The sequence below is a fragment of the Aerophototrophica crusticola genome (assembly GCF_012913305.1).
GTDB lineage: Bacteria > Pseudomonadota > Alphaproteobacteria > Azospirillales > Azospirillaceae > Niveispirillum > Niveispirillum crusticola.
This window is the reverse complement of record NZ_CP051775.1, coordinates 1,132,037-1,156,425: the sequence shown is the minus strand read 5'-3', so window position 1 is coordinate 1,156,425 and position 24,389 is coordinate 1,132,037. Positions and strand designations below refer to the sequence as shown.

Genomic DNA, 24,389 nt, shown 5'->3' with positions numbered 1-24,389 from the left:
GTCCACAGGCCATCCCAAGTATTGGACGCGTTAAGCCCCGCCCGCACGGCCGCGCGGTTGACTTCCAGGCGGGGTAAGGGAAAGGTGGGCGCGATCCCTGCCCGACGCCCCCGTCTGCTGATGCCCTCCCCCATGACATTCCGCCGCCGTCTCCTCGGCACCGCCGTTGCCGCCTGCTTCCTGCTGGCCGGCCCGGCCCTGGCCCAGCCCACGGGCAGCGGCCAGCCCGTGCTGTTGAGCGCGGATTCGGTGGACTATGACGACAAGACGGGCATCGTCACGGCCTCCGGCCGGGTGGAGCTGGCCCAGGGCACCCGGATCCTGCTGGCCGACAAGGTCCAGTTCAGCGAGAAGACCAACGTCGTCACCGCCAGCGGCAACGTCTCCATGCTGGAGCCCAGCGGCGAAGTGGTGTTCGCCGACTATGTCGAGTTGGCCGACGACATGCGCCAGGGCTTCATCGACCGGGTGCGCGTGCTGATGGCGGACAATTCCCGCATCGCCGCCGCGGAGGGTGAGCGGGTGGACGGGCGCTATGTGCGCATGGAGAAGGCGGTCTACAGCCCCTGCGACCTGTGCCAGGAGGACCCGACCCGGTCACCCCTCTGGCAGATCCGGGCCGCCCGCGTCACCCATGACACAGAAGCGAAGGAAATCTATTACCGGGATGCGCTGCTGGAGATCGGGGGCATCCCCGTGGCTTACACACCCTTCTTCTCCCACCCCGACCCGTCGGTGAAGCGGCGCAGCGGCTTCCTGGCGCCGGGTGGCGGCTTCAACAGCGACATCGGCACCTACGCCCGCATCTATTATTTCTTCGACATCGACCCTTCCAAGGACTTCACCCTGGAGGTCACGCCCAGCACGGAGGACGGGCTGCTGCTGGGCGGCCAGTACCGCCAGCGTTTCAGCTCCGGCAGCATGACCCTGTCGGGCAGCGCCACCTATGCGGAGCGGACGGAAGGATTCGGCGCGGCCCAGACCGCCGACAACGAGTTCCGCTGGCACGCCTTCGGCAATGGTCGCTTCGACATTAACCAGCAATGGCGCTGGGGCTTCGACCTGGAGCGCACGTCGGACGACAGCCACTTGCGGCGCTATGATTACAGCGAGAAGGACTTGCTGACCTCCCGCGCCTTCGTGGAGCGGTTCAACGCACGGGACTACCTGTCGCTCAACGCCTACAGCTTCCAGGACCTGCGGCCCGGCAACCCGGAAGAGGAGCCGCTGGTCTTCCCTCTGGCGACCTACAGCGCGCTGGGGGAGCCGGGCAGCCTGTTGGGCGGGCGCTGGTCCGTTGACGGAAACCTGCTGGCCCTGACCCGGGCCGACGGCACCGACACGCGGCGCATCTCCGCCCAGACCGGCTGGCGCCGGGATTTGGTGGCGCCCATCGGGCTGGTGAACACCTTCGCCGCCAGCATCCGGGCCGACGCCTATTGGGCCAATGACTACAGGCCCACCCTGGCCGCGGCGGAGCGGGACAACGAGACAAGCCTGCGGGTCTTCCCCCAGGCCCAGTGGATGATGAGCTTCCCGCTGGCCCGGCAGAGCGGGACGGTGCAGCAGCTTATCGAGCCCATTGTCATGTTCTCGGCCGCGCCGAACAATGTGAACGACGACGACATCCCGAATGAGGACAGCCAGGACATCGAGTTCGACCATTCGAACTTGTTCCTGCCGTCGCGCTTCCCCGGCGTGGACCGGCTGGAGGGCGGCCAACGGGTGACCTACGGCGTCAAGGCGGGCCTGTTCGGCTTCGGCGGCGGCAGCAGCTCCCTGTTCCTGGGCCAGAGCTACCGCTTGCAGGAGGAGACGGACTTCCCCCAGGGCTCCGGCCTGGAGAAGAAATGGTCGGACGTGGTCGGCCGGCTGCAACTCACCCCCAGCCCCTGGCTGGACCTGTCCTATTCCTTCCGCCTGGACAGCGACACCCTGGCCCAGCGCCGGCACGAGGCCTATGTGTCCGCCGGGCCGGCGGAGTTCCGGGTCAATGCCAGCTACCTGTACCTGGACCGGCTGACTTTGGAGCGCGGCACCGCCTCCCAGAACCGGGAGGAGCTGACGGTCGGCGTCAACTCCTCCTTCTCCCGCTACTGGTCGGCGGGCGTCAGCCACCGGCGCGACCTGGCGGAAAACGGCGGTCCTATCGCCACGGGCCTGGTGCTGACCTACCAGGACGAGTGCCTGACCTTCCAGCTGGTAGGCGAGCGCGACTTCACCCAGCGCTCTGGCATCGACAGCGGGGACAGGGTGTTCTTCCGCCTGGTGTTCAAGAACCTGGGCGAGTTCCTGAGCCCTTCCATCTCCGGCAACGTCTTCGGCCAGCAGGACGCGCGCTAGGCCTGTTTCCCGCAGACTGGAAACGGGCCTAGCGTTCCCTGTTCCTCACACGCCGGCGCCGCATTCGCGGCTTGGCTTACGCGGGCATGGGCCCGCGCGGCGGCAGTCGCCGCCGGAGCGTGTTTATGGCTTGCGTAAACACGCTCTACGCCCTGGCGACGGGGTTCGGCGGGCCTATGTTGTAGGGACAGACACCGCCACGGACCTGCCATGCGCCGCCTGATTCTTCCCGCCCTGGTCGCTTTCACGGCCCTGTCTTCGCCCGGCGCCTGGGCGGCGGGTGCGCTGGATTACGGCTTCACCGCCATCGAGGGCGGGCCCCTGCCCCTGTCCGGTTATAAGGGCAAGGCCGTGCTGGTCGTGAACACGGCGTCGCTCTGCGGTTATACCCCGCAGTATGAGGGGTTGCAGGCCTTGTGGCAGGCCTACCGGGACAAAGGGTTGGTGGTACTTGGCGTGCCGTCCAACGACTTCGGCGGCCAGGAGCCGGGGTCCGAGTCGCAGATCAAGGAATTCTGCGCCGTGAACTTTGCCATCGATTTCCCCATGACCGCCAAGGTGGCCGTCACTGGCCCCCAGGCCCACCCCTTCTACAAATGGGCCGGGGCGGAGAAGGGGCCGCCGAAATGGAACTTCCACAAGTATCTGGTGGCCCCGGACGGCACGCTGGTAGCCGCTTTCCCCTCCACCGTCGCGCCGCAGAGCGCGGTGCTGAAGGATGCCATCGAGAAAGTGCTGCCGCGCTGAGCAGTAGCGGCAAAGGCCACAGCGCTGCGCCTTGAGTTTGCCTGGCCCTGCCGTTAGGGTCCGCACTCATCCGTCCGGGTTAGCCGGCGGCACCCCACCCCATGCGCGGCGCTGATCCCGGAATGAGCTACGGCCTCTATGACTACAACCGCCGCCGGCGGCGGCGCTTCTGGTCCCGCCTGCTGACCTGGCTGTCCGGGTTGGTGGTGCTCGCTGGCATCGCGGGGTTTTCCTACACCGTGGGCGTGGAGCAGGTGAAATCCAGGGCCGACTCCCTTGAGCAGGAGGTGGCCGCCATGGCCGCCGCCAAGGACAAGGCGGAGAAGCGTGCCGCCCAGCTCCAGCAGATTGCCCAGACCCAGGAGATCCGCGCCAACGAGCTGGAGATCCGCCTGCAGCGGGAGGTGCCGAGCGGCGACCTTGCCAAGCTGCGGGACCTGCTGGCCAAGCGGCTGGCGGAGGGCGTGGACCCGACCCGCCTGGCCTTCGTGATCGAGCAGACCGGCATGCGCCGCGCCTGCGCCCCGGCGGAGGTGAAGCGGTTCGTGCTGCCCACCCCCGTCTACAAGGGGGCCAACACCCAGGTGGCCTTTGCCGACGGGGCCATCACCGTGACCGGCGGGGGCCAGCCGGCCCGCAATGCCGCCGGGAACGTGGAAGCCTGGTTCGATCCCACCAAGCCGGTGACCCTGAAGTTCGTCCAGGCCGACGGCCAAGCCACCAGCGCCACGGGGCCCCTGCCCCTGGAACATTCCGTGGTGGTGGGCGACAAGGAGTTCCGCTTCACCGTGAACCAGGGCGCGCGGTCCTTCGTCGAAATCAACGGCACACGCTGCCCGTTTCCCTGAACCCGGGCACCCTTCCCCTTATCCCCCGCCCCATTCCGTGATCCTGGCCGCTATCCTGATGTTGTCACGGTCAGGGGGTAGCGGAGGAGCGGGACATGGAAGGCGACGTCAATACCCTGCGGGCTGACTGGTCGGAACCGATTCCGGTTCGGTTCGGGGTGGGACGGGTGCAGGAACTGCCAAGCCTATGCCGACACCACGGCATGGAGCGGCCCCTGTTGGTGACCGACCCGGGCGTGGCAGGGCTGGGCATCCTGCGCCAGGTACTGTCATCCTGTGCCGGACAGGGGATCGAGGTGGCCGTCTTCTCCGACATCCGGTCCAACCCGACCCTGCGCCATGCGGAGGCTGGACTGTCGGCCTACAAGGCCGGGCGCCATGACGGGCTGGTGGCCTTCGGGGCGGCAGCGCGATCGACGTCGCCAAGGTCGTTGGGCTGATGGCCACGGGCCTGAACGACCCCTGGCGGGCGGAGGTGGACGACGCCATGGCCGCGGTGCCCACGCCGACGCCGCCACCACCGCTGATCGCCGTACCGACCACCGCCGGCAGCGGGGCGGAGGTACGTTCCACCGCCGTCATCACGGACCCGGAGACACGGCAGCGGCGCGTGTTGCGCCATCCCGCGCTGATGCCGGCGGTAGCCATCCTGGACCCGGTGCTGACCATCGACCTGCCGCCCAACCTGACGGCGGCCACGGGGATGAACGCGCTGACACACAACCTGGAGGCCTTCTGCGCCCCCGGCTTCGACCCGGCGGCGGAGGGCATCGCGGCGGAGGGGGTGCGGCTGGTCCGCGCCAACCTGGGCAATGCCTACCGCAACGGCCATGACCTGATGGCCCGGTCCATGATGCTGGCCGCGGCGGCCCTGGGCGGCATCGCCTTCCGCCGCGGCCTGGGCGCGGTGCAGGCCCTGACGGACCCCATCGCCGCCTTGACCAACGCCCACCACGGCCTGGCCACGGCGGTGCTGACACCCTATGTGCTGGTCCATAACCGCCCGGCCGTGGAGGGTCGCATCGACCGGCTGGCTGCCTATGTCGGATTGGAAAAGGGCGGGTTCGAGGGATTCCTGCACTGCCTGCTGTCCCTGCGGCAGGAGTTGGGCATCCCCCACACGCTCCGCGGCCTCGGCCTGGACGAGGCCCGGGTCCGCCCCCTGGTGGCCGCCGCCCTGGCCGACCCCTTCGCCGCCACCAACCCCGTGCCGCTGACGGAGGAAGGGGTCAGCGGCATCTACATGAACGCGCTTGAGGGAAAGCTGCCGTAATACCTCACTTCTTCACCCAGCGTCCGGCCGCGTTCATCACGTACTGGCCGGAGGGGGTGTTGGCGACCAGCTTGTCGCCAGCGATGGCCTGGACCTCCTGCACCGGGCGACCGGTGCTCTGGGCCACTTGGCCGTACTGCTTGCGGCGCTCGGCGTTCACCCGTTCCACCAGGGCGGCCACGGGGGCGGGCACGGCATCGGCAACGGTGCCGACCAGCCCGTCCGGCCTTTCCCCCACTAACCCCTGCGCCTTGGCGGAGGCGAGGTCGTCCTGGGCTAAGGCGGGCATGCCGCCGCCCAGCAGGGTGGCGAGCACCAGGGCGAGGACGGCAAGAAGGCGACGCGGGCTCATTTCTTCTTCTCCGACGGGAGGCCGAACAGTTCCGGGTTGTTCTGGAACACCTGGTCCAGCTCCCGGTCGATCTTGACCCGGACCTCCTGCTCCACCCGGATGTTCAGGTTGATCTCGATGGGCTTGTCCGGGGCCTGCACCTTCACGGTGGGGGAGCAGGCGGCGAGCAGGCCCAGGGCGGGCAGCAGCAGGAGGGTTGGTCTCACGGTCATGGGTTCCCTTTTCCTTGCTGCTCAATCTGCCCGCGGATCGTGTCAGGAATACGGTAGGCGCCGAGGCCCCGGCGCAGGATGGTGTACAGCGCGCCGGAAAGGTTGACGTTCAGCTTCACCGGGTAGCCGCCATAGAAGTCGGGGTTCGCCCCCTCCACCCGCAGGGCTACCGTCATCTCCCGCCCCGCCGCCCCGTCGATCAGCAGGGCCAGGGTCTTGTAGCGGAAGTTCTGGAGCACCTCCAGGACCAGCCCGGTGCTGTCATTCTTGGCCGCGCTCAGGAAAGCGGGCGGCTTGGCGGGGTCGTAGCGGATGCTGCCAGGACCCACCGCCTCCAGCTTGCCATCGTCGAAGCGGATGTCGCGGCCGGCGATGACGACGGGGATGCGCCCGGCCAGCCTGCCATCCGCCTGGAGCCCGTCCACCCCGGCCAGTTCCAGCACCGGGCCCAACCCCAGCCCCTCAGCCTCCAGCACCACGGTGTGCCTCGGGTCCGACAGTCCTGATTCGAAAGGTGCCGCCCGCACCGTGCCACCGGCCCAGGCAAAGGTCGCCTGGCGCAGGGCAAGACGCTGGTCCTTCCCCAGGGCGAAGCGGATTTTCCCGTCCCTCAGGGGCAGGCCGATGTCCAGCAGGCTGACTTCCACCGTCTGCTCCCCATCCGTGGCGAGGGGTTGCAGGCTGGCGGCGGTGAGCACGCCGTTGAGCCCCTGCACCGCCAGGGAGGGGCCTGTCAGCGCAAGGCCGTCCAGCGTCAGCCGGGCAGAGCCGGCGGGCGCGCCCTTGCCCCAGCCCAGTTCTGCCACTGCGCCGAGGCTGCCCCGCCCCTCTTCCGCCCAGCCTTCCAGCAGGGGGAAATAGGCGGTGGGCGGCGGGCCGTTGGGCAGGAAACGGATCGGGTGCAGGGTAGCCTTGGCGCTGCCCCAGCCCTTTCCCACATGCTGCTTCCCGGCCACGTCAATGACCATCCGGCCGTCCAGGGCGGATCCCTCGCCCACGAAGGATAGGGTGCCCGCCGGGTCGCCGGACAGGCTGGCGGTTACGGCCAGGGGCGCGACCAGCGGCGTGTCGCCGCCGACCCGCAGGCTGTCCGCGCGGGCCTTGGCCTGCACCGGGGTCGACTGGCCCGGACGGTAACGTGCGTCCAGGGACAGGCCGCGGGCGGACAGGGCGAAGGGCTCCGCCGACAAGGTCGTGCCGGAAATAACAAGCCCGACGTCGGCCAGCCCATCGTCGGCCCAGCGCACCACCGCCGACTCCAGCGCGCCGCCAGCGGCGACATCACCGAGTTCGAGGCCGAAGCCAGACTTGCCGATGTCTGCCGACATCCCCTCCTCCGCCTGCCGCACCGTCAGGACCACAGGCCCCTTCCCCAACGGCCGCAGGGTGAGGCGGAGGGGGCCTGGGCCAACGGCTTCCGGCAGGCGGCCCCGCAGGGCGGGGGCGGGTTTGCCGGCAAAGGTGGCGCCTTGAGGCAGGTCGATGCGCCAGCCTTCCCCGGCCGCATTGGCCTGGCCGGCAACGGTGAAGGAGGCGTCAGTCAGCCAGCCCGGCAGCGTCACGCCCTTGCCCGCCGCCTGGAAGGTGACCGAGGGGTCGGCCGCCGTGCTGCCGGGGGCGAGTGCCGCCTTGGCGTCCAGGGCACCCCAGCCCGCCGCCTTGGCGTCCAACGCCAGGGACTGGCCCTTTTCCTCGCCGACCCAGGCGAGGGCGCCGACGGCCGTCCCGCCGCTCGGCAAGGCGAATCCGGTGAGGGACAGGTCGGCCGTGCCCAGCGGCAGGCCCTGGCCGGACCAGGCGAACTGACCGCGCCCTTCCAGCCGGGCGGGCCCCTCCCCGGTGGGCGTCACGGTGAAGTCGGCAGCAAGGCTGCCGTCCGCGTTTCGGGTTGCCCGGATCGCGATGTCACTGCGCAGCCCGGCCCCTTGCAGGCCCAGGGTAGCCTCGCCGCCGACCACGCCAGCCTCACCCCGGATCAGGGTGGCGGCCAGGGGAACTTCGATCGCCCCTGCCTCCGTCAGCAGGGTGAGACGGGAGTCGCGAATTTCCAGCCGGTCCACGGGAAGGCTGATCTCACCAGAGGGTTCGGGCCCAGCCACGGGTTGCTGTCCCTCGACCCGGACGCCCCCACCGTCCAGAAGCAAGCGAACGCGGGCTCCCTGAACCAGCACCGTGTCGAGGCGCCCGGCCAGAAGCCCCGACAGGCCGTATGTCGCCTCCACCCGGTCGATGCCCTGGTCCCCGGCCAGTTTCAGCCCGCCGGACGCGCGGGTGGTGCTGATGCTGTCCAGCACCACCGCCCCGTCCGGGAAGCCGGCTTCCCGCAGGGCTGCCGCGGCCCGGTCCTCCACCAGCCGGGGCAGCCACCAGACCCCGGCCAACAGCGCCAACGCCAGCAGGCCGGTCAGGCTGGCGGCAAGGCGGCTCAGGCGGTGGCGGGCGGCTCGGGTCATCCAGGAAAGTCCGGTTTCGAATTCGAAAGTTTACCATGGCCGGCCCGGCATGGCGCAGGCATGGCAACCGTTCCTGTCCTGGCACGATTTGCCGTCCGGATGGTTCCCAACGCAGCGGCAGGGTTGTATGGTCCCGGCCGGAAGGCGCCGCGGCGCGACCAGACAACAAGGATACGGGCGATGGACCTGGAGAACACCCTGTACATGGACCTGGAGCACGGCCGGGTCGTGATCAAGCTGCGTCCGGACCTGGCGCCCAAGCACGTGGCGCGGATCAAGGAACTGACCCGCCAGGGCTTCTATGACGGGCTGGCTTTCCACCGGGTGATCGAGGGCTTCATGGCCCAGGGCGGCGACCCGGACGGCAACGGCACCGGCGGCAGCGGCCAGAACATCCCGGCGGAGTTCAGCCGGGAGCCGCATGTGCGCGGCACCTGCTCCATGGCCCGCGCGGCCAGCCCGAACAGCGCCGACAGCCAGTTCTTCATCTGCTTCAAGGACAGCCGCTTCCTGGACGGCCAGTACACCGTCTGGGGCCAGGTGACCGAGGGCATGGAAGCCGTGGACAAGATCAAGCGCGGCCAAGGCCGCAACGGGGAGGTCCGCGACCCCGACAAGATCGTCAAGCTGCAGGTTGCTGCGGACGCGGCGGCGGCCTGACCGACCTCCCGGAACGATCCGGCCAACCAGGGCGGCGGGGGATACCCGCCGCCCTTTTTCGTGCCGAATGGGCAACCGGGAGGGGTGGGCCGGTGCTGATGGGGGCACGCTTCCGCACCGTGGACGGCGGCCCCGCCCCCGCCCCATCGTCATGGGCCCCTGCCCTGGTCCCGACGATGCGCACCGCCCCTTCCGTCCCGCGACTGCTTGCCTTCCTGGCATTCCTGGTCCTCTGCCTGGTCCCGCCCGGCACGGGGCAGACGGCGCGTACCGTCGACAGGGGAAGCGTCCTCCACATCAGCGTGGGCCGCGAACCGGACCTGCTGGACCCGCATCGGGCCACGTCCCCCACCGCCGACCGGGTCCTGGGCGACCTGTATGAAGGGTTGCTGGCATGGGACGCTGGCGGAAACCTGGTGGCCGGAGCCGCGGAGACCTGGAGCACCAGCGAGGACGGGCTGACCTGGACCTTCCAACTCCGCGCCGCGGGCAAATGGTCCGACGGCAGCCCGGTGACGGCGGAAGATTTCGTCTATGGCCTGCGCCGGGCCTTGGCCCAGCCGATCCGGCCCTTCTCCCCCGACCTGCTGTTCCCGATCCGGAATGCCCGGCAGGTCTTCCGCGGCGACCTGCCCCCGTCGGCCTTGGGCGTGCGGGCCGTGGACCGGTTGGTCCTGGAGATCACGCTGGACCAACCGGCCCCCACCCTGTCCGTCGTGCTGGCGGGCCGCACCGCCTATCCCATCCACAAGGCGTCGCTACAGGCCGAAGGGGTCCGGGCATTCCAGGCAGGGAAGCTGGTCGGTAACGGGCCCTTCATGCTGGTGGAGACGGTGCCCGGCACCAGCCACCGGCTGGTCCGCAACCCGCATTTCCACGCGGCCCGCGATGTCGCCCTGGATGGGGTCGTGATGCATTTGGTCGAGGACCCGCAGGCCGAGTTGCGGGAGTTCCGGGCGGGGACCCTGCATGTAACCAGCACCCTGCCCACGGGGCACACGACCTGGGTGCAGCGGCAACTGGCGGATTCCCTGCGCATCGTGCCCCGGGCGCAGACCATGTCGCTGGTCTTCAACCAGACCCTGGCCCCCTGGAAGGACGACACGCGGCTGCGTGAGGCGCTGTCGCTGGCCATCGACCGGGAGGCCCTGGCCGCTGACGCCGGCGAGGGCGCCCGGCCGGCCGAGACGCTGATCCCGCCGGGACTGGATGGCTACCAGCCCCCGCCGGGTCCCTGGGCGGGGCTGGACCGCGCGGCGCGGGAGGCAAAGGCCAGGGAACTGTATGCCGCCGCCGGCTATGGGCCGGACAAGCCCCTCACCGTGCACCTGCTCTATCCCAGCGGGGAGAGCAACAAGGCCGTCGTGGTGGCCATCAGCCGCCGGTGGCGGGAACTGCTGGGCGTGCGGACCCGGCTTGAGAATGACGAGGCGCGCGACGTCGTGGAGCGCCTCCGCCGACGGGACTTCCAGGACATCCTGCTCCGCATCCAGTCCACGCCCCAGCTTGCGCGTTTCCTGGAGCCGTTCCGCCCGGGCGCGCTGGACAGCGCCGGCTATGGCGGGAAGCCCTTCGCCGAGTTGCTGAAACGGGCCAACGACGCGCCGGACATGCCCGGCCACCTGGCCGGCCTGAGGGCGGCGGAGGCAAGGCTGCTGGCCGACATGGCGGTGGTTCCCGTGCTCTATCCCGCCAGCCGCCGGCTGGTAGCGCCCACGGTGCGCGGCTGGCAGGACAATCTGCGCGACATCCACCCGTCCCGTTACCTGTCGCTGGCGCCGGAGACGGTGGCCGACCGCAAGGAACGCTGACCTAGGCAGGCGTTCCTTTCCCCCTGGTGTCGGCCGCAAGGGAAAGCCTTGGGATGACCTGAAGGGCCATCACCCCGCCCCTGTCGCCGGATCCCATGCCGACCCCTGTTGGACAAGGGCGGAAAAATCTGCCGCCACCCCGTGGGAACCCGCACAAATCCTGACTTGGCACGCTGTCTGCATATGGTCTGCCCGGAACGTCCGGCGGCTGGCCGGCAAGCGAAGGTTCGAGGCAGGCGATGGAAACCTCAATCTACATCACCCTCTCCCGGCAGGAAGCGCTGCGGCGGCAGATGGAGGTGGTCTCCAACAACATCGCCAACATGAACACCACAGGGTTCAAGGCCCAGCGCATGCTTTTCCTGGAGTACCTGGAGCGCCCGGACCGCCAGGGCGACCGGATGAGCTTCGTCCAGGACTTCGGCCTGATGCGCAACACCCAGGCCGGCCCCATCAACGTCACCAGCAACCCGCTGGACGTGGCCATCCGCGGCGAGGGCTACTTCGGCGTCGAGACCCTGTCCGGCACCCGCTACACCCGCGGCGGCAGCTTCCAGCTGAACAACGACCGGGAGCTGGTGGACCGCAACGGCCTGCCGCTGCTGACCGAGGGCGGCCAGCGCATCGTCATCCCCGCCGACGCCACCAACATCAGCATCAAGGGCGACGGCGGCGTCGAGACCGAGCAGGGCCCGCTGGGCAAGCTGAAGGTCGTGACCTTCGCCGACGAGCAGCGCCTGCAAGAGCTGGGCGGCGGCCTCTACACCACCGACCAGGAAGAGCAGCCGGTGGCCACCCCCCAGGTGGCCCAGGGCGCCCTGGAAGGCAGCAACGTGCAGTCCGTGGTCGAGATGACCCAGATGATCGACGTGGTCCGCAGCTACCAGTCGGTGCAGCGGATGCTGGACAACGAACATGAGCGGATCCGCGGCGCGGTCCGCACCCTTGCGAAGACCCAGTAAAGGAGGGCCGGACAATGCGCAGCCTCAGCATCGGCGCCACGGGCATGCTGGCCCAGCAGCTGAACGTGGAGACCATCTCCAACAACATCGCCAACATGACCACGACCGGGTTCAAGCGGCAGCGGGCCGAGTTCACGGACCTGCTGTACCAGAACCAGCGCCGGGTCGGCTCCACCTCCTCCGACGCGGGCACGGTCGTGCCGTCCGGCATCCAGATCGGCGCCGGCGTGAAGACCACCGCCGTCTACCGGATCAACGAGCAGGGCAACATCTCCGTCACCGGGAACAAGCTGGACCTCGCCATCAACGGCCAGGGCTATTTCCAGATCCTGCTGCCGAACGGCGACACCGCCTACACCCGCGCCGGGTCCTTCCAGCTGAATGCCGAGGGCACGGTGGTCACCGCCGACGGCTACCAGGTCCAGCCGGGCCTGGTGGTGCCGCAGAACGCCGTGGACATCACCGTGAACGCCAACGGTGAGGTGCTGGTGAAGCTGGACGGCCAGACCGAGCCGCAGAACGTGGGCCAGATCCAGCTGGCGGTCTTCCCGAACAATGGCGGCCTGGAGGCCATCGGCGACAACCTGTACCTGGAGACCCCGCGTCAGGGCAGGCGGTGGCCGGCAATCCCGGCGCCCCCGGCTATGGCCGGCTGATGCAGGAGGCGCTGGAGACCTCCAACGTCAACATCGTCTCCGAGATCACCAGCCTGATCACAGCCCAGCGGGCGTACGAGATGAACTCCAAGGTCATCAGCACCACCGACCAGATGCTCCAGTCGGTCAGCCAGCTCCGCTGATCGCGTCGCCTGACCGTTGATGTCGCCCGACCGGGAAAGGATTGCCGCCATGATCGCCGCCCCCTCCAAGCTGTTGCGCCCCCTCGCCGCCCTGCTGCTCGCCGGCAGCTTGTTGGCCGGCCCGGCCGCCGCCGCGACGCTGAAGGCCGAGGCGCGGATTGCCGGGAACCAGGTGACCCTGGGCGACCTGTTCGATGGGCTGGAGCCGGAGCAGGCGGCACGGGTGGTGGGTGCCGCCCCCAACCTGGGCCGGTCGGTGACCCTGGATGCCAATGCCCTGGCCCGCATCGCCGCCGCCAACGGCTTGGCCTGGCGCCCCCTGGGCGGCGCCGACCGGGTGAGCGTGCAGCGGGACGCGGTGCAGGTGGACGCGGCGGCCGTGCGCGAGGCGCTGGTCGAGGCGCTGGAGCGGTCCGGCGCCCCGGCCAATCTCGAGGTGACCCTGGACAACCGCTCCCTGATGCTGTTCCTGCCCACCGGCAGCGATGGCGCGGTGCGGGTGGAAAATCTTGCCTATGACGCCGCCCGCGGCCGGGTGACGGCGGAGATCGTCGGCACCGCGGGCGGGGAAACCGTGCTGCGGCAGGCCGTGGGCGGCCGCGCCGTGGAGGTGCTGGAGGTCCCCGTCCTGTCCCGTCGCCTGAACCCTGGCGAGCTGGTGACCGATGCCGACGTGGTCTGGGGCAAGGTGGCCCGTGACAAGGCCGGCGCGGACGTGGTGACGGATGCCAAGGCCCTGGTGGGCATGGTGGCCCGCAGCGGCATCAACCCCAACCAGCCCGTGCGGGCCCGCGACGTGCGCGCCGCCACGGTGATCCAGAAGGGCACGCTGGTCACCATTATGGTGAAGTCCCCCAGCATGACCCTGACGGCCCAGGGCCGCGCCCTGACCGACGGCGCCGCCGGCCAGCCCATCCGGGTCAGCAACACCAGCAGCAACCGGGTGCTGGAAGCGGTGGTGGCCGGGCCGGACCTGGTGGTGGTGGACCCGACTGGCATGCCTCTTGCTCAGCCCAAGGCGACCCCGGCGTCACGCATCCGCGCCGCCGACGCCAATACCACCCTCGCCCGCTGAGGAGCCGCCCCATGTCCGCCCGCAAGCCGTCCAAGCGCATCCCCACCCTCGCAGTCCTGGCCGTCTCGGCCCTCGGCCTCTCCGCCTGCAGCACCGCGGAGCGCCTGGCAGAGATCGGGAAGGCGCCGACCCTGGCGGGGATCGAGAACCCGCAGACGGACCCCAACTACCGCCCGGTCCACATGCCCATGCCTCAGGCCCCGGTCATGGAGCAGCAGCCCAACAGCCTGTGGCGTACCGGCGCCCGCGGTTTCTTCAAGGACCAGCGCGCCACCCGGGTGGGCGACATCCTCACCGTGACCATCCAGATCAACGACCGCGCCCAGATGCAGAATTCCACCACCCGCAGCCGCGACGGCAGCGACAGCCTGGGCATCCCCACCCTTTTCGGCTTCGAGCGCAACGTGGCCCGGGCCACCGGGCTGTCGGACACGGGTTCCCTGGTCAGCACCAGCGGCGCCAGCAGCAGCACCGGCGACGGCCAGATCCAGCGGCAGGAACAGATCAACCTCCGCGTCGCGGCGCTGATCACCCAGGTGCTGCCCAACGGCAACCTGGTCGTCCAGGGCAAGCAGCAGGTCCGTGTGAACCACGAGCTGCGGGAGCTGCTGCTGTCCGGCATCATCCGGCCCGAGGACATCACCAACGCCAATTCCATCAGCTATGAAAAGATTGCCGAGGCCCGCATCAGCTACGGCGGCAAGGGCACGGTCAGCGACGTGCAGCAGCCGCGCTGGGGCCAGCAGGTGCTGGAAGTGCTGAACCCCTTCTGACCCGGCAGGACTTGCCGGTGGGGTAGGCAATCGCGGCGCAGGAAAACTGTCCTGCGCCGCGATAGGCCTTTGTTCCTTGTAGGCTGGGGTGAGCGCATGCGAACCCCAACACGTCACGTTCGCCGGGTTGTCGGGGTTCCCGATGGTCACCCCGACCTACGGAATCAAAACGGGCCCCGCCGTCATGGCGGGGCCCGTCCCACAAAAAAGGCGCCGTGGATGACGGCGCCTCAATCGTCGCGGTGGGTACGCTCCAGGCGCTCATGGCGCTCCTGGGCTTCCAGGCTCAGCGTCGCGATGGGGCGGGCTTCCAGCCGGCGGACGCCGATGGGCTCCCCCGTCTCCTCGCAAAAGCCGTACTCGTCGGCTTCCAGCCGCTCCAGCGCCGAATCGATCTTGGCGATCAGCTTGCGCTCCCGGTCGCGGGTCCGCAGTTCCAGGGCGCGGTCGGTCTCCAGCGTGGCACGGTCGGAGATGTCCGGCTCCTGCAGGCCGCCATCATCGTGCAGGCTCTGGAGCGTTTCCGTGGAGTCCCGCAGGAGTTCGGCCCGCCAGCGCAGAAGCTTCTGGCGGAAATACTCCTTCATGACGGGATTCATGAATTCTTCGTCTTCGGACGGGCGGTAGTCCGGGGGAAGCTGCGCGTAGGATGACGACGGCATTATGACGGTCCGATCCTTAGGGCCGAGACGCGCCGGAGTATAGGGAGGAGCCCTGCTACTCGCAAGGATCACTAAATGCTTGATAAAACAGCGTTATAGTGAATCGATCACGGCCCAGGGGTAAGCTTCGCGATCTCCACCTGCGCCCGGAGGTCGATCTCATCCAGCACGGCCTGGAGCCCCGGGTCGTCCACGCCAGCCCGGCGGGCCTGCACCATGCGCACGAGTTCAACCAGCTTTTCCCGGGGAAACTGCCGGTCAGCAGGCCCAGCCGCAGCTCGTCCAGCCGGTCCAGGATATCCTCCGCCCGCTCCACGGCCTTGCGCTTGCCGTTCAGGGCGTCGTCCACCTCTTGCAGCGCGAACAGGGGGTTGATGGCGGCAGCCGATTGCGCGCCGGCCACCTTGGCACCCGACTCGTCCCCGCCGCCCAAATGGCGCAGGAAGTCGGAACCGCTGCCGCTGCGCGGGGCCTTGCGGACCTGTCCGGGGCGGAGTTGACCGGGACCCTCGATCTTCATGGCCGTGGCGACACTGTCTTTCCGGGCTGCGGGGCTGGGAAGCCGACATGGGGGGCGGAGGCCCACCCCGCCTCATATAGGTACCACCCGGCCGAATGGCGCGACTAGGGCAATTTTGCAGCCCGGCGGCCGGGGGCGGGTTGGCACGCTTCTGGCATCATGGGTCGCGAGACGTTGCATGCCCCTGCCCTGCCCGGCCAATTCTGCCGGGTGCGACGGGGGCCAGAGCCGAAGGGCCAGGACCATGAGAACCGACCGCACCGCCGCCCGCCGCCCCATCCGGACCGCCCTGCGCCTGCTGGGCACCCTGGCCCTGGGCGCCTGCCTGTTCCTGCCGGCGCCAGTGATGGCCCAGTCCCGGATCAAGGACATCGCGGACGTGGAGGGCGTGCGGGACAACATGCTGGTGGGCTATGGCCTGGTGGTCGGCCTGAACGGGACCGGCGACACGATCAACAACAGCCCCTTCACCGAGCAGAGCCTGATCGGCATGCTGGAGCGGCTGGGCGTGAACGTCCGCGGCCAGACCCTGCGGACCAAGAACATCGCCGCCGTGATGGTCACGGCCACCCTGCCGCCCTTCAGCAGCCAGGGCACCCGCATCGACGTGTCCGTCGCCACCCTGGGCGACGCCAAGAACCTGATGGGCGGCACCCTGCTGGTGACGCCGCTGATGGGCGCCGACGGGGAAGTCTATGCCGTGGCCCAAGGGGCCGTGGCGGTGGCGGGTTTCAGCGCGCAAGGCGCCGCGGCCAGCATCACCAAGGGGGTGCCCACCGCCGGCCGCATCGCCGGCGGCGCCATCGTGGAGCGGTCCATCGACTTCGACCTGCGCGACCTGGGCAGCATGCGCCTGTCCCTGCGCAACCCCGACTTCACCACGGCCATGCGGGTGTCGGAAGCCATCAACCGGGTGTTCGGGCCCAACGCCTCCCGCGCCGCGGACCCGGCCAACGTGGTGGTGGACGTGCCCCAGGCGCGCCGCGCCGACCTGGTCAGCTTCATTCGGGACGTGGAGCAGCTCCGCGTCACCCCGGACCAGGCGGCCCGGGTGGTGATCGACGAGGCCTCCGGCGTCATCGTCATCGGCGACAATGTCCGGATCAGCCCGGTGGCCGTGGCCCAGGGCAACCTGAAGGTCACCATCACGGAGACGCCCCAGGTCAGCCAGCCCAATGCCCTGAGCCAGGGCGGCCAGACTGCGGTGGTGCCGCGTACCCAGATCCAGGCGGACGAGGGTGCCGACAAGAAGCTGGCCGTGCTTCCCGCCGGTGTCACCCTTCAGGAGTTGGTACAGAACTTGAATGCGCTGGGGATCGGCCCGCGCGACATGATCAGCATCCTCCAGGCGATCAAGGCGGCGGGCGCGCTGCAAGCCGAGATCGAGGTGATGTGATGGCCGACATGACCCTCTCCCCCCGGGCTACGACGCCCAGTCCCTGGCCCAGGCCCGCGGGCTCAACATGCCCCGGCTGGGCAAGGGCGCCGGTCCGGAACTGGACAAGACCGCCAGGGACTTCGAGGCCGTGTTCCTGTCCAGCATGTTCTCCCAGATGTGGTCCGGGCTGGAGGTGGACCCCACCTTCGGCGGCGGCCATGCCGAGGAGATGTGGCGCGGCATGATGGTGGAGGAGTACGGCAAGATGGTCGCCTCCTCCGGCGGCGTGGGCATCGCCCAGCAGATGAAGGCCCAGCTCCTGCGCATGCAGGAAGTGGCCGGGGGGCCGGCATGACCGCCGCCCTGGCCCGCGCCGAGGGGCTGATCGACGCCATGGATCGGTTGGCCGGGTTGTTCGAGGAGGAAAACCGCATCGTCCGCAGCCGCAACCTGAAGCAGCTCGGCGAGGTGGCGGAGAAGAAGGGTATCCTGCTGCGGGCCTACGAGGATGCGGTCCGCACCGTCCGGCTGGACGTGGAGGGCTTCAAGGCCCTGGACCCGGAGATGAAGGAGCGGCTGCACGGCACCGGCCGGCGCTTCGCCGAGTTGGCGGCCGAGAATGCCGGCATCGTGCAGGCCGCCACCCAGGCCGCCCAGGCGGTGGTGGACACGCTCGTCGCCAGCATCAAGCAGGTCCGGGCCGACGACGGGCCCTACAGCAGCCGCGCGACCTTGGGCGTCCAGGACCCCTATGGCCGGAAGACCACCCGCCCCTCTTCCCTGAACAAGACGCTTTGAAGCGTCCGCAAGCAATCCTGCCCGGCCCTGCCAACGGGGCCGGGCCTGTCGTCGTGCGTTCGGCCGCCGCGCGCCGGCCCAACCGGCAAAGTCTGCCCGGCGGCCGGCCCTGACCGGGAAAAGAGTTCCGCCTTGTGCCTGGACGCGGCCGGCCCAGGCGGCAAACCACGGCAAGACGTTTGGCCCGCCGGTTGCATATCGCAGGACGGACCCAGTGCAGGACCCCCGCCCATGACCACGACAGCCCTTCTCCCGTCCGCGTCGAAGACCGCCCTTCCCGGCGTCGTCCCCCTGGTACCCACCCCGACGGCGGGTGAGGCGGCGGGGTTGTTCAACGGCCTGCTCGCCGGGCTGATGACCGACGGCACGGTGCCGCCGGCCCAGCCGGGGCAGGTCCAGACGGCTGGCCTTGCGCCATCCCCTGCCCTCCCCGTGGTCGAGCCGGTTCCGGCGGCGGGCGACGGGGCAGCGGGTGGTGCCCTGCCGGGCGGCTTGGTCGCCAGGGCTGCGATGCCCGAGCTGGTCCCGGGGGAGGCTGAAGCGATGGCCACCGGGGGAACGGCGCCCGTCATGGCACCGGCCCCGGCGACGGTCCCCACCCCCGTCCCCCTCGCCCGCGGCGCGGTGGCAGCCAAGCTGACGGCGGACAAGCCCCTGCCCGCTCCTGCCGTCCCCACCGACACGGCTGCCATGGTCCCGGTCGAGGGGGTCGGCATGTCTGCGGTTCCGTTCGAGACGACAGACCGGCCACATCAGGACATTCCGGAGCTTGCCGAGGCAGAGACGGTGTCTGCGGGGGCGGATCAGGACGTGGTAGTGGCTGAGGCCGTCGTCACGCCTCCCCAGCCCAACCAGGCGCAGGCCGCCCCCGTGGTCGCACCGCCCCTGGTGCCGTCTCCCGCTCCCAAGGCCCGGATGCCAGAGGACAAGGCTGTCGCGCGCCCGTCCGGTGACGGGGAAACGGCGGCGGCCGAGGTCAAGCAAACGCCCACGGTCCCCAAGGCCGAGCCCGTCGCGCAGCCCACGCCGGTGGCCGGCACCGCACAGCCACCAGCGGCAGCGAAAGCGGAAAGCCATTCGGGGAAGCCGACGGTCGCGGCCCCGCAGCCCGCCAAGCCGCCAGCCGGGACACAGGCTGATGCATGGGAGCCGGCGTCCGGTACAAAGCCCCTCCCCCGACCGGTGTCTCCGACGCCCGGACGGTCGTGGCGACTGACATGGTCCAGGCCGATCCGGAAGCCCACGATGTCGCTGCCGGCGACGAGCTGGCGGTCGCCGCGTCCCCTGATGCGCCCACTTCCGACCCGGTCGTGGTGGAGGCAGCACCAGCCATCCCCACCACGCCCAACGCCGCACCGACCCGGCCGGCGACAGCGCAGGTCCAGGCCGCCAAACCGCACGGGGCGAAGCCGGGGGCAGCCACTGACGCCGCGGCAGTTCCCGCCGGTGACGGCATGGCCCTCCAAGCCACGGCGACGGAAGCCGGCGAGGAATCCGGTGCTGCCCAGCGCGCCGCGCGGATCGAGGAGAAGCGGCAAGCCGGCGAGAAGAACGGCGTGGCGGAGGACGCGGCGGCCAACCTTGCCGGGGCCTCGGCAAATCCTGCCGCGCCGGCACAAACTGCCGCCAAGCCCGCGGCCCCCCAGGCTGCCCAGGGCAGCCTGACAGCCACTGCCGTTGCCGCCGCGGGTGCTGGCGCGGAGGCGTCCCTGGACAATGCCGGTGACCAACCGGACAGCCGGTCCCTGGCAGAGCCGACCACGGACCCCACCCTGCGCCCGGCAGTGTCCGGGGAGGCCCCACGGGCCGGCACGACGGAGTTTGCCCAGCAACTTGCCGCCGCGCGCCAAGGCCGCGGCGGGCCGAACCCACCCGCACTGAACCAGGTGGCGGTGCACGTGCAGCGGGCGGTGCAGGAAGGCAATGACCGCCTGTCCATCCAGCTCCGCCCCACCGACCTGGGTCGCATCGACGTGCAGATCGAGTTCGGCGGCGACGGGCGGATGAAGGCCAAGATCATGGCCGAGAATCCCTACACCCTCGACCTTTTGCAGAAGGACTCCCGAGCGTTGGAACGGGCCTTGCAAGACGTCGGTCTGCGCCCCGAGGCGGGCGGCCTGAGCTTCTCCTTGCGTGACCAGGGCCAGCAGGCCCAGCGGGAGGACCAGGGCCAACGCGACAGGGGCTTCGGCATGCGGATGGGCGCGGACGCGAGGGCGGACGAGGTCCAGGCACCGCCGGCCTACACGCCAATCATCGCCCCCGGCCGGGTCGATGTGCGGATCTGACGTTCGAGGAGGACCCGGGCCATGACCATCTCTGCCGCCAACGCCCAGACCGCCGGCGCCACCACCGCCGCCAACGGCAAGAAGGACAGCTCCGCCGAGCTGAGCCAGAACTACGAGCTGTTCCTGAAGCTGCTGACCACGCAGATCCAGAACCAGGACCCCCTGAACCCGCAGGACCCGTCCCAGTTCACGCAGCAGCTCGTCCAGTTCTCACAGGTGGAGCAGTCCATCGCCACCAACAAGAACCTGGAGAACGTCATCTCCTCCATCAACCGGGGCCAGCCCAGCCAAGCCATCGGTTACATGGGCCGGACCATCGAGACCGTGAGCGAGCAGATCCCCCTGCAGGACGGCCGGGCCGACCTGGCCATGACCTTCGACGCCACCACGTCCTCCGCCGAGCTGCAGATCCTGGACTCCAAGGGCAAGGTGATCCGGACCCTTCCCCTGTCCAACAAGGCCGGCACCCAGGCGGTGAGCTGGGACGGGAAGGACGCCAGCGGGAAGCAGGTGGAAGACGGCACCTATGACGCCAAGCTGGTCGCCCAGGGCAAGGACGGCAAGGCGATTGGCGGCATCATGCGCGTTGCCGGCCGGGTGACCGGCGTCGACCTGACGACGGAGAACCCATACCTGATGGTGGGCGACATGCCCGTGGTGATGGGCAAGGTCACCGCGGTCCGCTGACATCAAGGCAGCAAGAAACCCCGTTCACCGGATCTTAAGTGGCATACCCTATCGATGGGGTTAGATTTCCGGTTCGACGAGGGACTTGCACGATGGCAGCCGATACCGCCGGCGCCCATGTTCTGGAGTACACGGCAGAGGCACAGCACCGGGGGCCGGCCCGGCCGACCCTGCTGACACTCGAGGACTTGCCGCCGCCCGATACCCGCCGCTGGGTCACCCGCCGCAAGGCGGAGGTGGTGGAAGGGGTTCGCCAAGGCCTGATCACCCGGGAGGAGGCCTTGGCCCGCTACCAGCTTTCCGAGGAGGAATTCCAGTCCTGGGAGCGCCTGATCGACCGGCATGGCGTCTCCGCCCTTCGGGTGACCCGGTTGCAAGACTACCGGCGCGGCTGACAAAAGCGGCGTATCGGTCCATCCTCCCGCCGTCGAGAGACAAAGGGGGGATGGGACCATGAAACAAGTCGAGGCGCTGGCCGGCGGGGACACGGTGATTCCCGCCCGGGACGGGTTCCCCCTCGCCGCCACCTGGACCGTCCCAGCCGACCCCAAGGCGGTCCTGGTCATCGCCTCCGCCATGGGCGTGCCGCGGGGCTTCTACCGGCACTTCGCTGCCCGGATGGCGGACCGGGGACATGCGGTCCTGAGCTTCGACGTCCGCGGCACCGGCGGGTCCGGCCCGGCCAGCCGCAAGGACGCGGTGGGCGGCTTCACCGGCTTCGGCACGCTGGACCTTGCCGCCATCCTGGACGTGGCCGCGCAGCGGGCGCGGGAACTGGGCGGCGTGCCGCTGCGGCTGGCGGGACACAGCCTGGGCTCCATGGCCTTCGGCCTGTCTCCGAACAACACCCTTGTGGATGCCGTCATATCCGTGGCCAGCGGCAACGGCTATTGGGGGTTCCAGCCCTATCCGCAGAACGTGATGCGGGCGACCCTGTGGACCATGGTCATGCCTGCCTTCGCCCACACCATCGGCTGGTTTCCCGGCAGCCGGATGGGTGTCGTCGGCGACATCCCGCGGGAGGCGGCGCTGGAATGGGCGCGCATGTGCAACACGCCGGGCTATGTCCGCCCCACCTCGCGCCACCCGCCCAACCCCAGTTTCGCCAAGTGGCAGGGGCCCATGCTGGTGCTCAGCGTCAGCGATGACGAGATCATGCCGCCCCGCCCCATCGATGACCTGCATGAGAATTTCGCCGGCGCCAGGATCACCCGCTGGCACCTGACCCCGGCGGAGGTGGGACCGGAGCGGGTGGGCCATCTGGGCATGTTCAAGAAGGGTGCCGAGCGGCTGTGGGAGAACATGGCCGAGTGGTTCGACCGTCCCGCCCCGGCCGGACGGTAAAACCCACAAACCCCGTGTGACTATTCCTGAGTTCCAGCGTTTCACCGGCAGGACGCCACGCCGGGTGGCGGGCCCGTCGCGGAGGCATGTCCGGTGCAAACGCTCATGAAAAACCTTGTCTGGGTGGTCGTCGGCATCTTCGGGGCCGCCTGCCTGGGTGGCATCGCCCTCAACCGGGGGGAGACGATCAACGCCTTCTGGTTCATCGCGGCCGCTGCGGGCATCTATGCCGTGGCTTACCGGCTCTATGCCGGCTGGATCGTCGCCACCGTGCTGTCCGCAGACCCGACGCGGGCCACGCCGGCCCTGCGGCTGAATGATGGGCGGGACTATGTGCCCACCCACCGCTGGATCACATTCGGCCACCATTTCGCGGCCATCGCCGGGGCCGGGCCGTTGGTGGGGCCGGTGCTGGCGGCCCAGTTCGGCTACCTGCCGGGGACCTTGTGGCTGCTGGTGGGCTCCGTCCTGGGTGGCTGCGTGCAGGACATGGTCATCCTCTGGGGCTCCACCCGGCGCGACGGGCGCACCCTGGGCCAGATGGCGCGGGACGAGCTGGGGCCCGTGGCCGGGGCCGCGGCCCTGGTGGGCACGCTGCTGATCATGGTGCTGATCGTGGCCGTGCTGGGCCTGGTGGTGGTCAACGCCATGAAGCACAGCCCCTGGGGCACCTTCACCGTGGCCATGACCATCCCCATCGCCATCCTGGTGGGCATCTACATGCGCGTGCTGCGGCCCGGCCGGGTGCTTGAGGGGTCGCTGATCGGCCTGGTGCTGCTGCTGGCCGCCACGGTGGGCGGCGGCTGGGTGGCGGAAAGCCCGACCCTGGCGCCTTTGTTCGACTATGACGGGCCGGCCCTGGCCCTGGCGGTCATCGGTTATGGCTTCGTGGCCGCCATCCTGCCGGTCTGGCTGCTGCTGGCGCCGCGGGACTACATCAGCACCTTCATCAAGCTGGGCGCCATCCTGCTGCTGGCCTTTGCCGTCATCATCCTGCGGCCGGACATGCATATGCCCGCCGTCACCCGCTTCGTGGACGGTACGGGCCCCGTGGTGGCCGGGCACATCTACCCGTTCCTGTTCATCACCATCGCCTGCGGTGCCGTCTCCGGCTTCCATGCCCTGATCTCCAGCGGGACCACGCCCAAGCTGATCGCCAGCGAGGCGGACCTGCGGCTGGTAGGCTATGGCAGCATGGTGATGGAGAGCTTCGTCGGCATCATGGCCCTGATCGCCGCCTGCGTCTTGGACCCCGGCGTCTATTTCGCCATCAACAGCGCCCCCGGCGTGGTGGGCGCCACGCCGGAGCAGGCGGTGGCCACCATAAGCAGCTGGGGCTTCCCCGTGACGGTGGAGACCATGACGGCCCTGGCCAAGGAGATGGGTGAGACCACGCTGATGCACCGGACCGGCGGGGCCCCGTCCCTGGCGGTGGGCATGGCCCACATCTTCGCCGGCGCCTTCGGCCAGGGCCTGATAGCCCTCTGGTACCATTTCGCCATCATGTTCGAGGCGCTGTTCATCCTGACGGCGGTGGATGCCGGCACCCGGGTGGGCCGGTTCATGCTGCAGGACCTGCTGGGCAACATCTACCGGCCCCTGGGCAACACCGGGTCCTATGTATCCACCGTGATCTGCTCCGCCCTGTTCGTGGGGGCGTGGGGCTATTTCCTCTATGTGGGCGTCATCGATCCCAACGGCGGCATCAACATCCTCTGGCCCCTGTTCGGCATCTCCAACCAGATGCTGGCCGCCATCGCGCTCGCCATCGCCACCACCATCCTGGTGAAGCAGGGCAAGCTGCGCTTCGCCTGGGTCACCGGCCTGCCCATGGCCTTCCTGGCCGTCACCACCACGGTGGCCGCCTGGCAGAAGCTGTTCTCCGCCGACCCGCGGGTGGGGTTCATCGCCGGGGCCGACACCATGGCCGCCAAGCTGGAAGCCGGTACCCTGTCTGCGGCCCAGGCAGCCGCTGCGCCACAGCTCATCTTCAACCAGCGGCTGGACGCGGGCCTGACCGTGTTCTTCATCCTGGTGCTGTGGGTGACCATCATCGAGATGGTCCGCATCTCCCTCCGCCATACCCAGGGCAAATCGGTGCCGCCCCTGTCCGAGGCGCCCTATGTGGCCATGGACCAGTTGACGCCGCGCATGGCCGGGGAGGATTGAGGCCATGATGGCGGGCCCGGCCGGCTTCCTGCGCACCGCCTGGACCGTCCTGCGGGAGGTGTCCGGCGACAGTGCCTATGAGACCTACCTGGCCCGCCACGCGGTCACCCACCCGGAGGAACCGCCCCTGGACCGGGAGGCGTTCTACCTGTCCGAATTGGACCGGCGGTGGAGCGGGGTGAACCGGTGTTGCTGAGGCTGGCGATGATGTCGGGGTTCCCGTTGGCCACCCCGA

At 69.5% G+C, this 24,389-nt stretch carries 22 protein-coding genes and 3 pseudogenes; 20 read left to right on the top strand and 5 right to left on the bottom strand.

Annotated features, from left to right (window positions below; all coding sequences use genetic code 11):
• The first annotated feature begins 132 nt into the window (after positions 1 to 132).
• From HHL28_RS05570 to HHL28_RS19095, 5 genes and pseudogenes are all read left to right on the top strand, one after another.
• A complete protein-coding gene (locus tag HHL28_RS05570) occupies positions 133 to 2,343 on the top strand; it encodes an LPS-assembly protein LptD (protein WP_404326588.1) in 2,211 nt (736 codons plus the stop codon).
• Positions 2,344 to 2,553: 210 nt separating this feature from the next.
• Positions 2,554 to 3,090: a glutathione peroxidase gene (locus HHL28_RS05565; protein ID WP_075769269.1), complete on the top strand. Its 537-nt coding sequence runs from the start codon at positions 2,554 to 2,556 to the stop codon at positions 3,088 to 3,090.
• Positions 3,091 to 3,212: 122 nt separating this feature from the next.
• Entirely contained in the window at positions 3,213 to 3,938 is a 726-nt protein-coding gene (locus tag HHL28_RS05560) for a hypothetical protein (protein WP_075769268.1), read from the top strand.
• 95 nt (positions 3,939 to 4,033) lie between these two features.
• Positions 4,034 to 4,536, top strand: a pseudogene (locus tag HHL28_RS19100) (iron-containing alcohol dehydrogenase); the annotation flags it as partial.
• Between the two features lie 33 nt (positions 4,537 to 4,569).
• Complete coding sequence (locus HHL28_RS19095) at positions 4,570 to 5,211, top strand: hypothetical protein (protein WP_449687603.1); 642 nt, start codon at positions 4,570 to 4,572, stop codon at positions 5,209 to 5,211.
• 4 nt (positions 5,212 to 5,215) lie between these two features.
• Here HHL28_RS19095 and HHL28_RS05545 read toward each other — a convergent pair whose 3' ends face one another.
• From HHL28_RS05545 to HHL28_RS05535, 3 genes are read right to left on the bottom strand one after another with little or no spacing between them, the layout of a single operon-like run.
• The gene (locus HHL28_RS05545) at positions 5,216 to 5,563 is read right to left on the bottom strand and encodes a YdbL family protein (RefSeq protein WP_075769266.1); all 348 of its coding nucleotides are present in this window, start codon (positions 5,561 to 5,563) and stop codon (positions 5,216 to 5,218) included.
• Positions 5,560 to 5,775, bottom strand: coding sequence for a YnbE family lipoprotein (locus HHL28_RS05540; protein ID WP_075769265.1), 216 nt, complete (start codon positions 5,773 to 5,775; stop codon positions 5,560 to 5,562). Before HHL28_RS05540 ends, HHL28_RS05545 begins: the two co-directional genes overlap by 4 nt.
• Positions 5,772 to 8,228 (bottom strand): YdbH domain-containing protein, encoded by a 2,457-nt coding sequence (locus tag HHL28_RS05535; RefSeq protein ID WP_075769264.1) that lies wholly within the window; start codon positions 8,226 to 8,228, stop codon positions 5,772 to 5,774. Before HHL28_RS05535 ends, HHL28_RS05540 begins: the two co-directional genes overlap by 4 nt.
• A 180-nt stretch (positions 8,229 to 8,408) precedes the next feature.
• On the opposite strand from HHL28_RS05535, the gene HHL28_RS05530 reads away from it, so the two are divergent.
• The 6 genes and pseudogenes from HHL28_RS05530 (at position 8,409) to flgH (ending at position 14,308) form a co-directional block, all read left to right on the top strand.
• The gene (locus HHL28_RS05530; protein ID WP_075769263.1) at positions 8,409 to 8,888 is read left to right on the top strand and encodes a peptidylprolyl isomerase; all 480 of its coding nucleotides are present in this window, start codon (positions 8,409 to 8,411) and stop codon (positions 8,886 to 8,888) included.
• Positions 8,889 to 8,986: 98 nt separating this feature from the next.
• Positions 8,987 to 10,699, top strand: a complete 1,713-nt coding sequence (locus HHL28_RS05525; protein WP_404326879.1) for a peptide ABC transporter substrate-binding protein — start codon at positions 8,987 to 8,989, stop codon at positions 10,697 to 10,699.
• A gap of 239 nt (positions 10,700 to 10,938) precedes the next feature.
• Positions 10,939 to 11,661: a flagellar basal-body rod protein FlgF gene (gene flgF / locus HHL28_RS05520; protein ID WP_075769261.1), complete on the top strand. Its 723-nt coding sequence runs from the start codon at positions 10,939 to 10,941 to the stop codon at positions 11,659 to 11,661.
• Positions 11,662 to 11,675: 14 nt separating this feature from the next.
• Positions 11,676 to 12,460 (top strand): annotated as a pseudogene (gene flgG, locus HHL28_RS05515) (flagellar basal-body rod protein FlgG).
• Positions 12,461 to 12,509: 49 nt separating this feature from the next.
• Positions 12,510 to 13,535 (top strand): flagellar basal body P-ring formation chaperone FlgA, encoded by a 1,026-nt coding sequence (gene flgA / locus HHL28_RS05510; protein WP_075769259.1) that lies wholly within the window; start codon positions 12,510 to 12,512, stop codon positions 13,533 to 13,535.
• An 11-nt stretch (positions 13,536 to 13,546) separates the two neighbouring features.
• On the top strand, positions 13,547 to 14,308 hold the full coding sequence (flgH, locus tag HHL28_RS05505) for a flagellar basal body L-ring protein FlgH (RefSeq protein ID WP_075769258.1): 762 nt from the start codon (positions 13,547 to 13,549) through the stop codon (positions 14,306 to 14,308).
• A gap of 230 nt (positions 14,309 to 14,538) precedes the next feature.
• Here the strand turns inward: flgH and dksA are convergent, their stop codons facing one another.
• Positions 14,539 to 14,970 (bottom strand): RNA polymerase-binding protein DksA, encoded by a 432-nt coding sequence (dksA, locus tag HHL28_RS05500; RefSeq protein ID WP_075769257.1) that lies wholly within the window; start codon positions 14,968 to 14,970, stop codon positions 14,539 to 14,541.
• Positions 14,971 to 15,077: 107 nt separating this feature from the next.
• A pseudogene (locus HHL28_RS05495) lies at positions 15,078 to 15,490 on the bottom strand (flagellar assembly protein FliX).
• 244 nt (positions 15,491 to 15,734) lie between these two features.
• On the opposite strand from HHL28_RS05495, the gene HHL28_RS05490 reads away from it, so the two are divergent.
• From HHL28_RS05490 to HHL28_RS05450, 9 genes are all read left to right on the top strand, one after another.
• The gene (locus tag HHL28_RS05490; protein WP_075769255.1) at positions 15,735 to 16,886 is read left to right on the top strand and encodes a flagellar basal body P-ring protein FlgI; all 1,152 of its coding nucleotides are present in this window, start codon (positions 15,735 to 15,737) and stop codon (positions 16,884 to 16,886) included.
• Between the two features lie 67 nt (positions 16,887 to 16,953).
• Complete coding sequence (locus tag HHL28_RS05485; protein WP_169654839.1) at positions 16,954 to 17,223, top strand: rod-binding protein; 270 nt, start codon at positions 16,954 to 16,956, stop codon at positions 17,221 to 17,223.
• Complete coding sequence (locus tag HHL28_RS05480; RefSeq protein WP_075769253.1) at positions 17,220 to 17,666, top strand: hypothetical protein; 447 nt, start codon at positions 17,220 to 17,222, stop codon at positions 17,664 to 17,666. Before HHL28_RS05485 ends, HHL28_RS05480 begins: the two co-directional genes overlap by 4 nt.
• A 1,217-nt stretch (positions 17,667 to 18,883) precedes the next feature.
• Positions 18,884 to 19,954 carry a flagellar hook-length control protein FliK gene (locus HHL28_RS05475; RefSeq protein WP_169654837.1) on the top strand — a complete coding sequence of 357 codons (1,071 nt, stop codon included), beginning with the start codon at positions 18,884 to 18,886 and terminating at the stop codon, positions 19,952 to 19,954.
• A 21-nt stretch (positions 19,955 to 19,975) separates the two neighbouring features.
• Positions 19,976 to 20,641 carry a flagellar hook assembly protein FlgD gene (locus tag HHL28_RS05470; RefSeq protein WP_075769251.1) on the top strand — a complete coding sequence of 222 codons (666 nt, stop codon included), beginning with the start codon at positions 19,976 to 19,978 and terminating at the stop codon, positions 20,639 to 20,641.
• A 92-nt stretch (positions 20,642 to 20,733) separates the two neighbouring features.
• A complete protein-coding gene (gene sciP / locus HHL28_RS05465) occupies positions 20,734 to 21,036 on the top strand; it encodes a CtrA inhibitor SciP (protein WP_075769250.1) in 303 nt (100 codons plus the stop codon).
• Between the two features lie 58 nt (positions 21,037 to 21,094).
• The gene (locus tag HHL28_RS05460) at positions 21,095 to 21,985 is read left to right on the top strand and encodes an alpha/beta hydrolase family protein (RefSeq protein WP_075769249.1); all 891 of its coding nucleotides are present in this window, start codon (positions 21,095 to 21,097) and stop codon (positions 21,983 to 21,985) included.
• Positions 21,986 to 22,090: 105 nt separating this feature from the next.
• Complete coding sequence (locus HHL28_RS05455) at positions 22,091 to 24,154, top strand: carbon starvation CstA family protein (protein ID WP_404326582.1); 2,064 nt, start codon at positions 22,091 to 22,093, stop codon at positions 24,152 to 24,154.
• A 4-nt stretch (positions 24,155 to 24,158) separates the two neighbouring features.
• Positions 24,159 to 24,350, top strand: coding sequence for a YbdD/YjiX family protein (locus tag HHL28_RS05450; protein WP_075769247.1), 192 nt, complete (start codon positions 24,159 to 24,161; stop codon positions 24,348 to 24,350).
• Positions 24,351 to 24,389 lie beyond the last annotated feature (39 nt).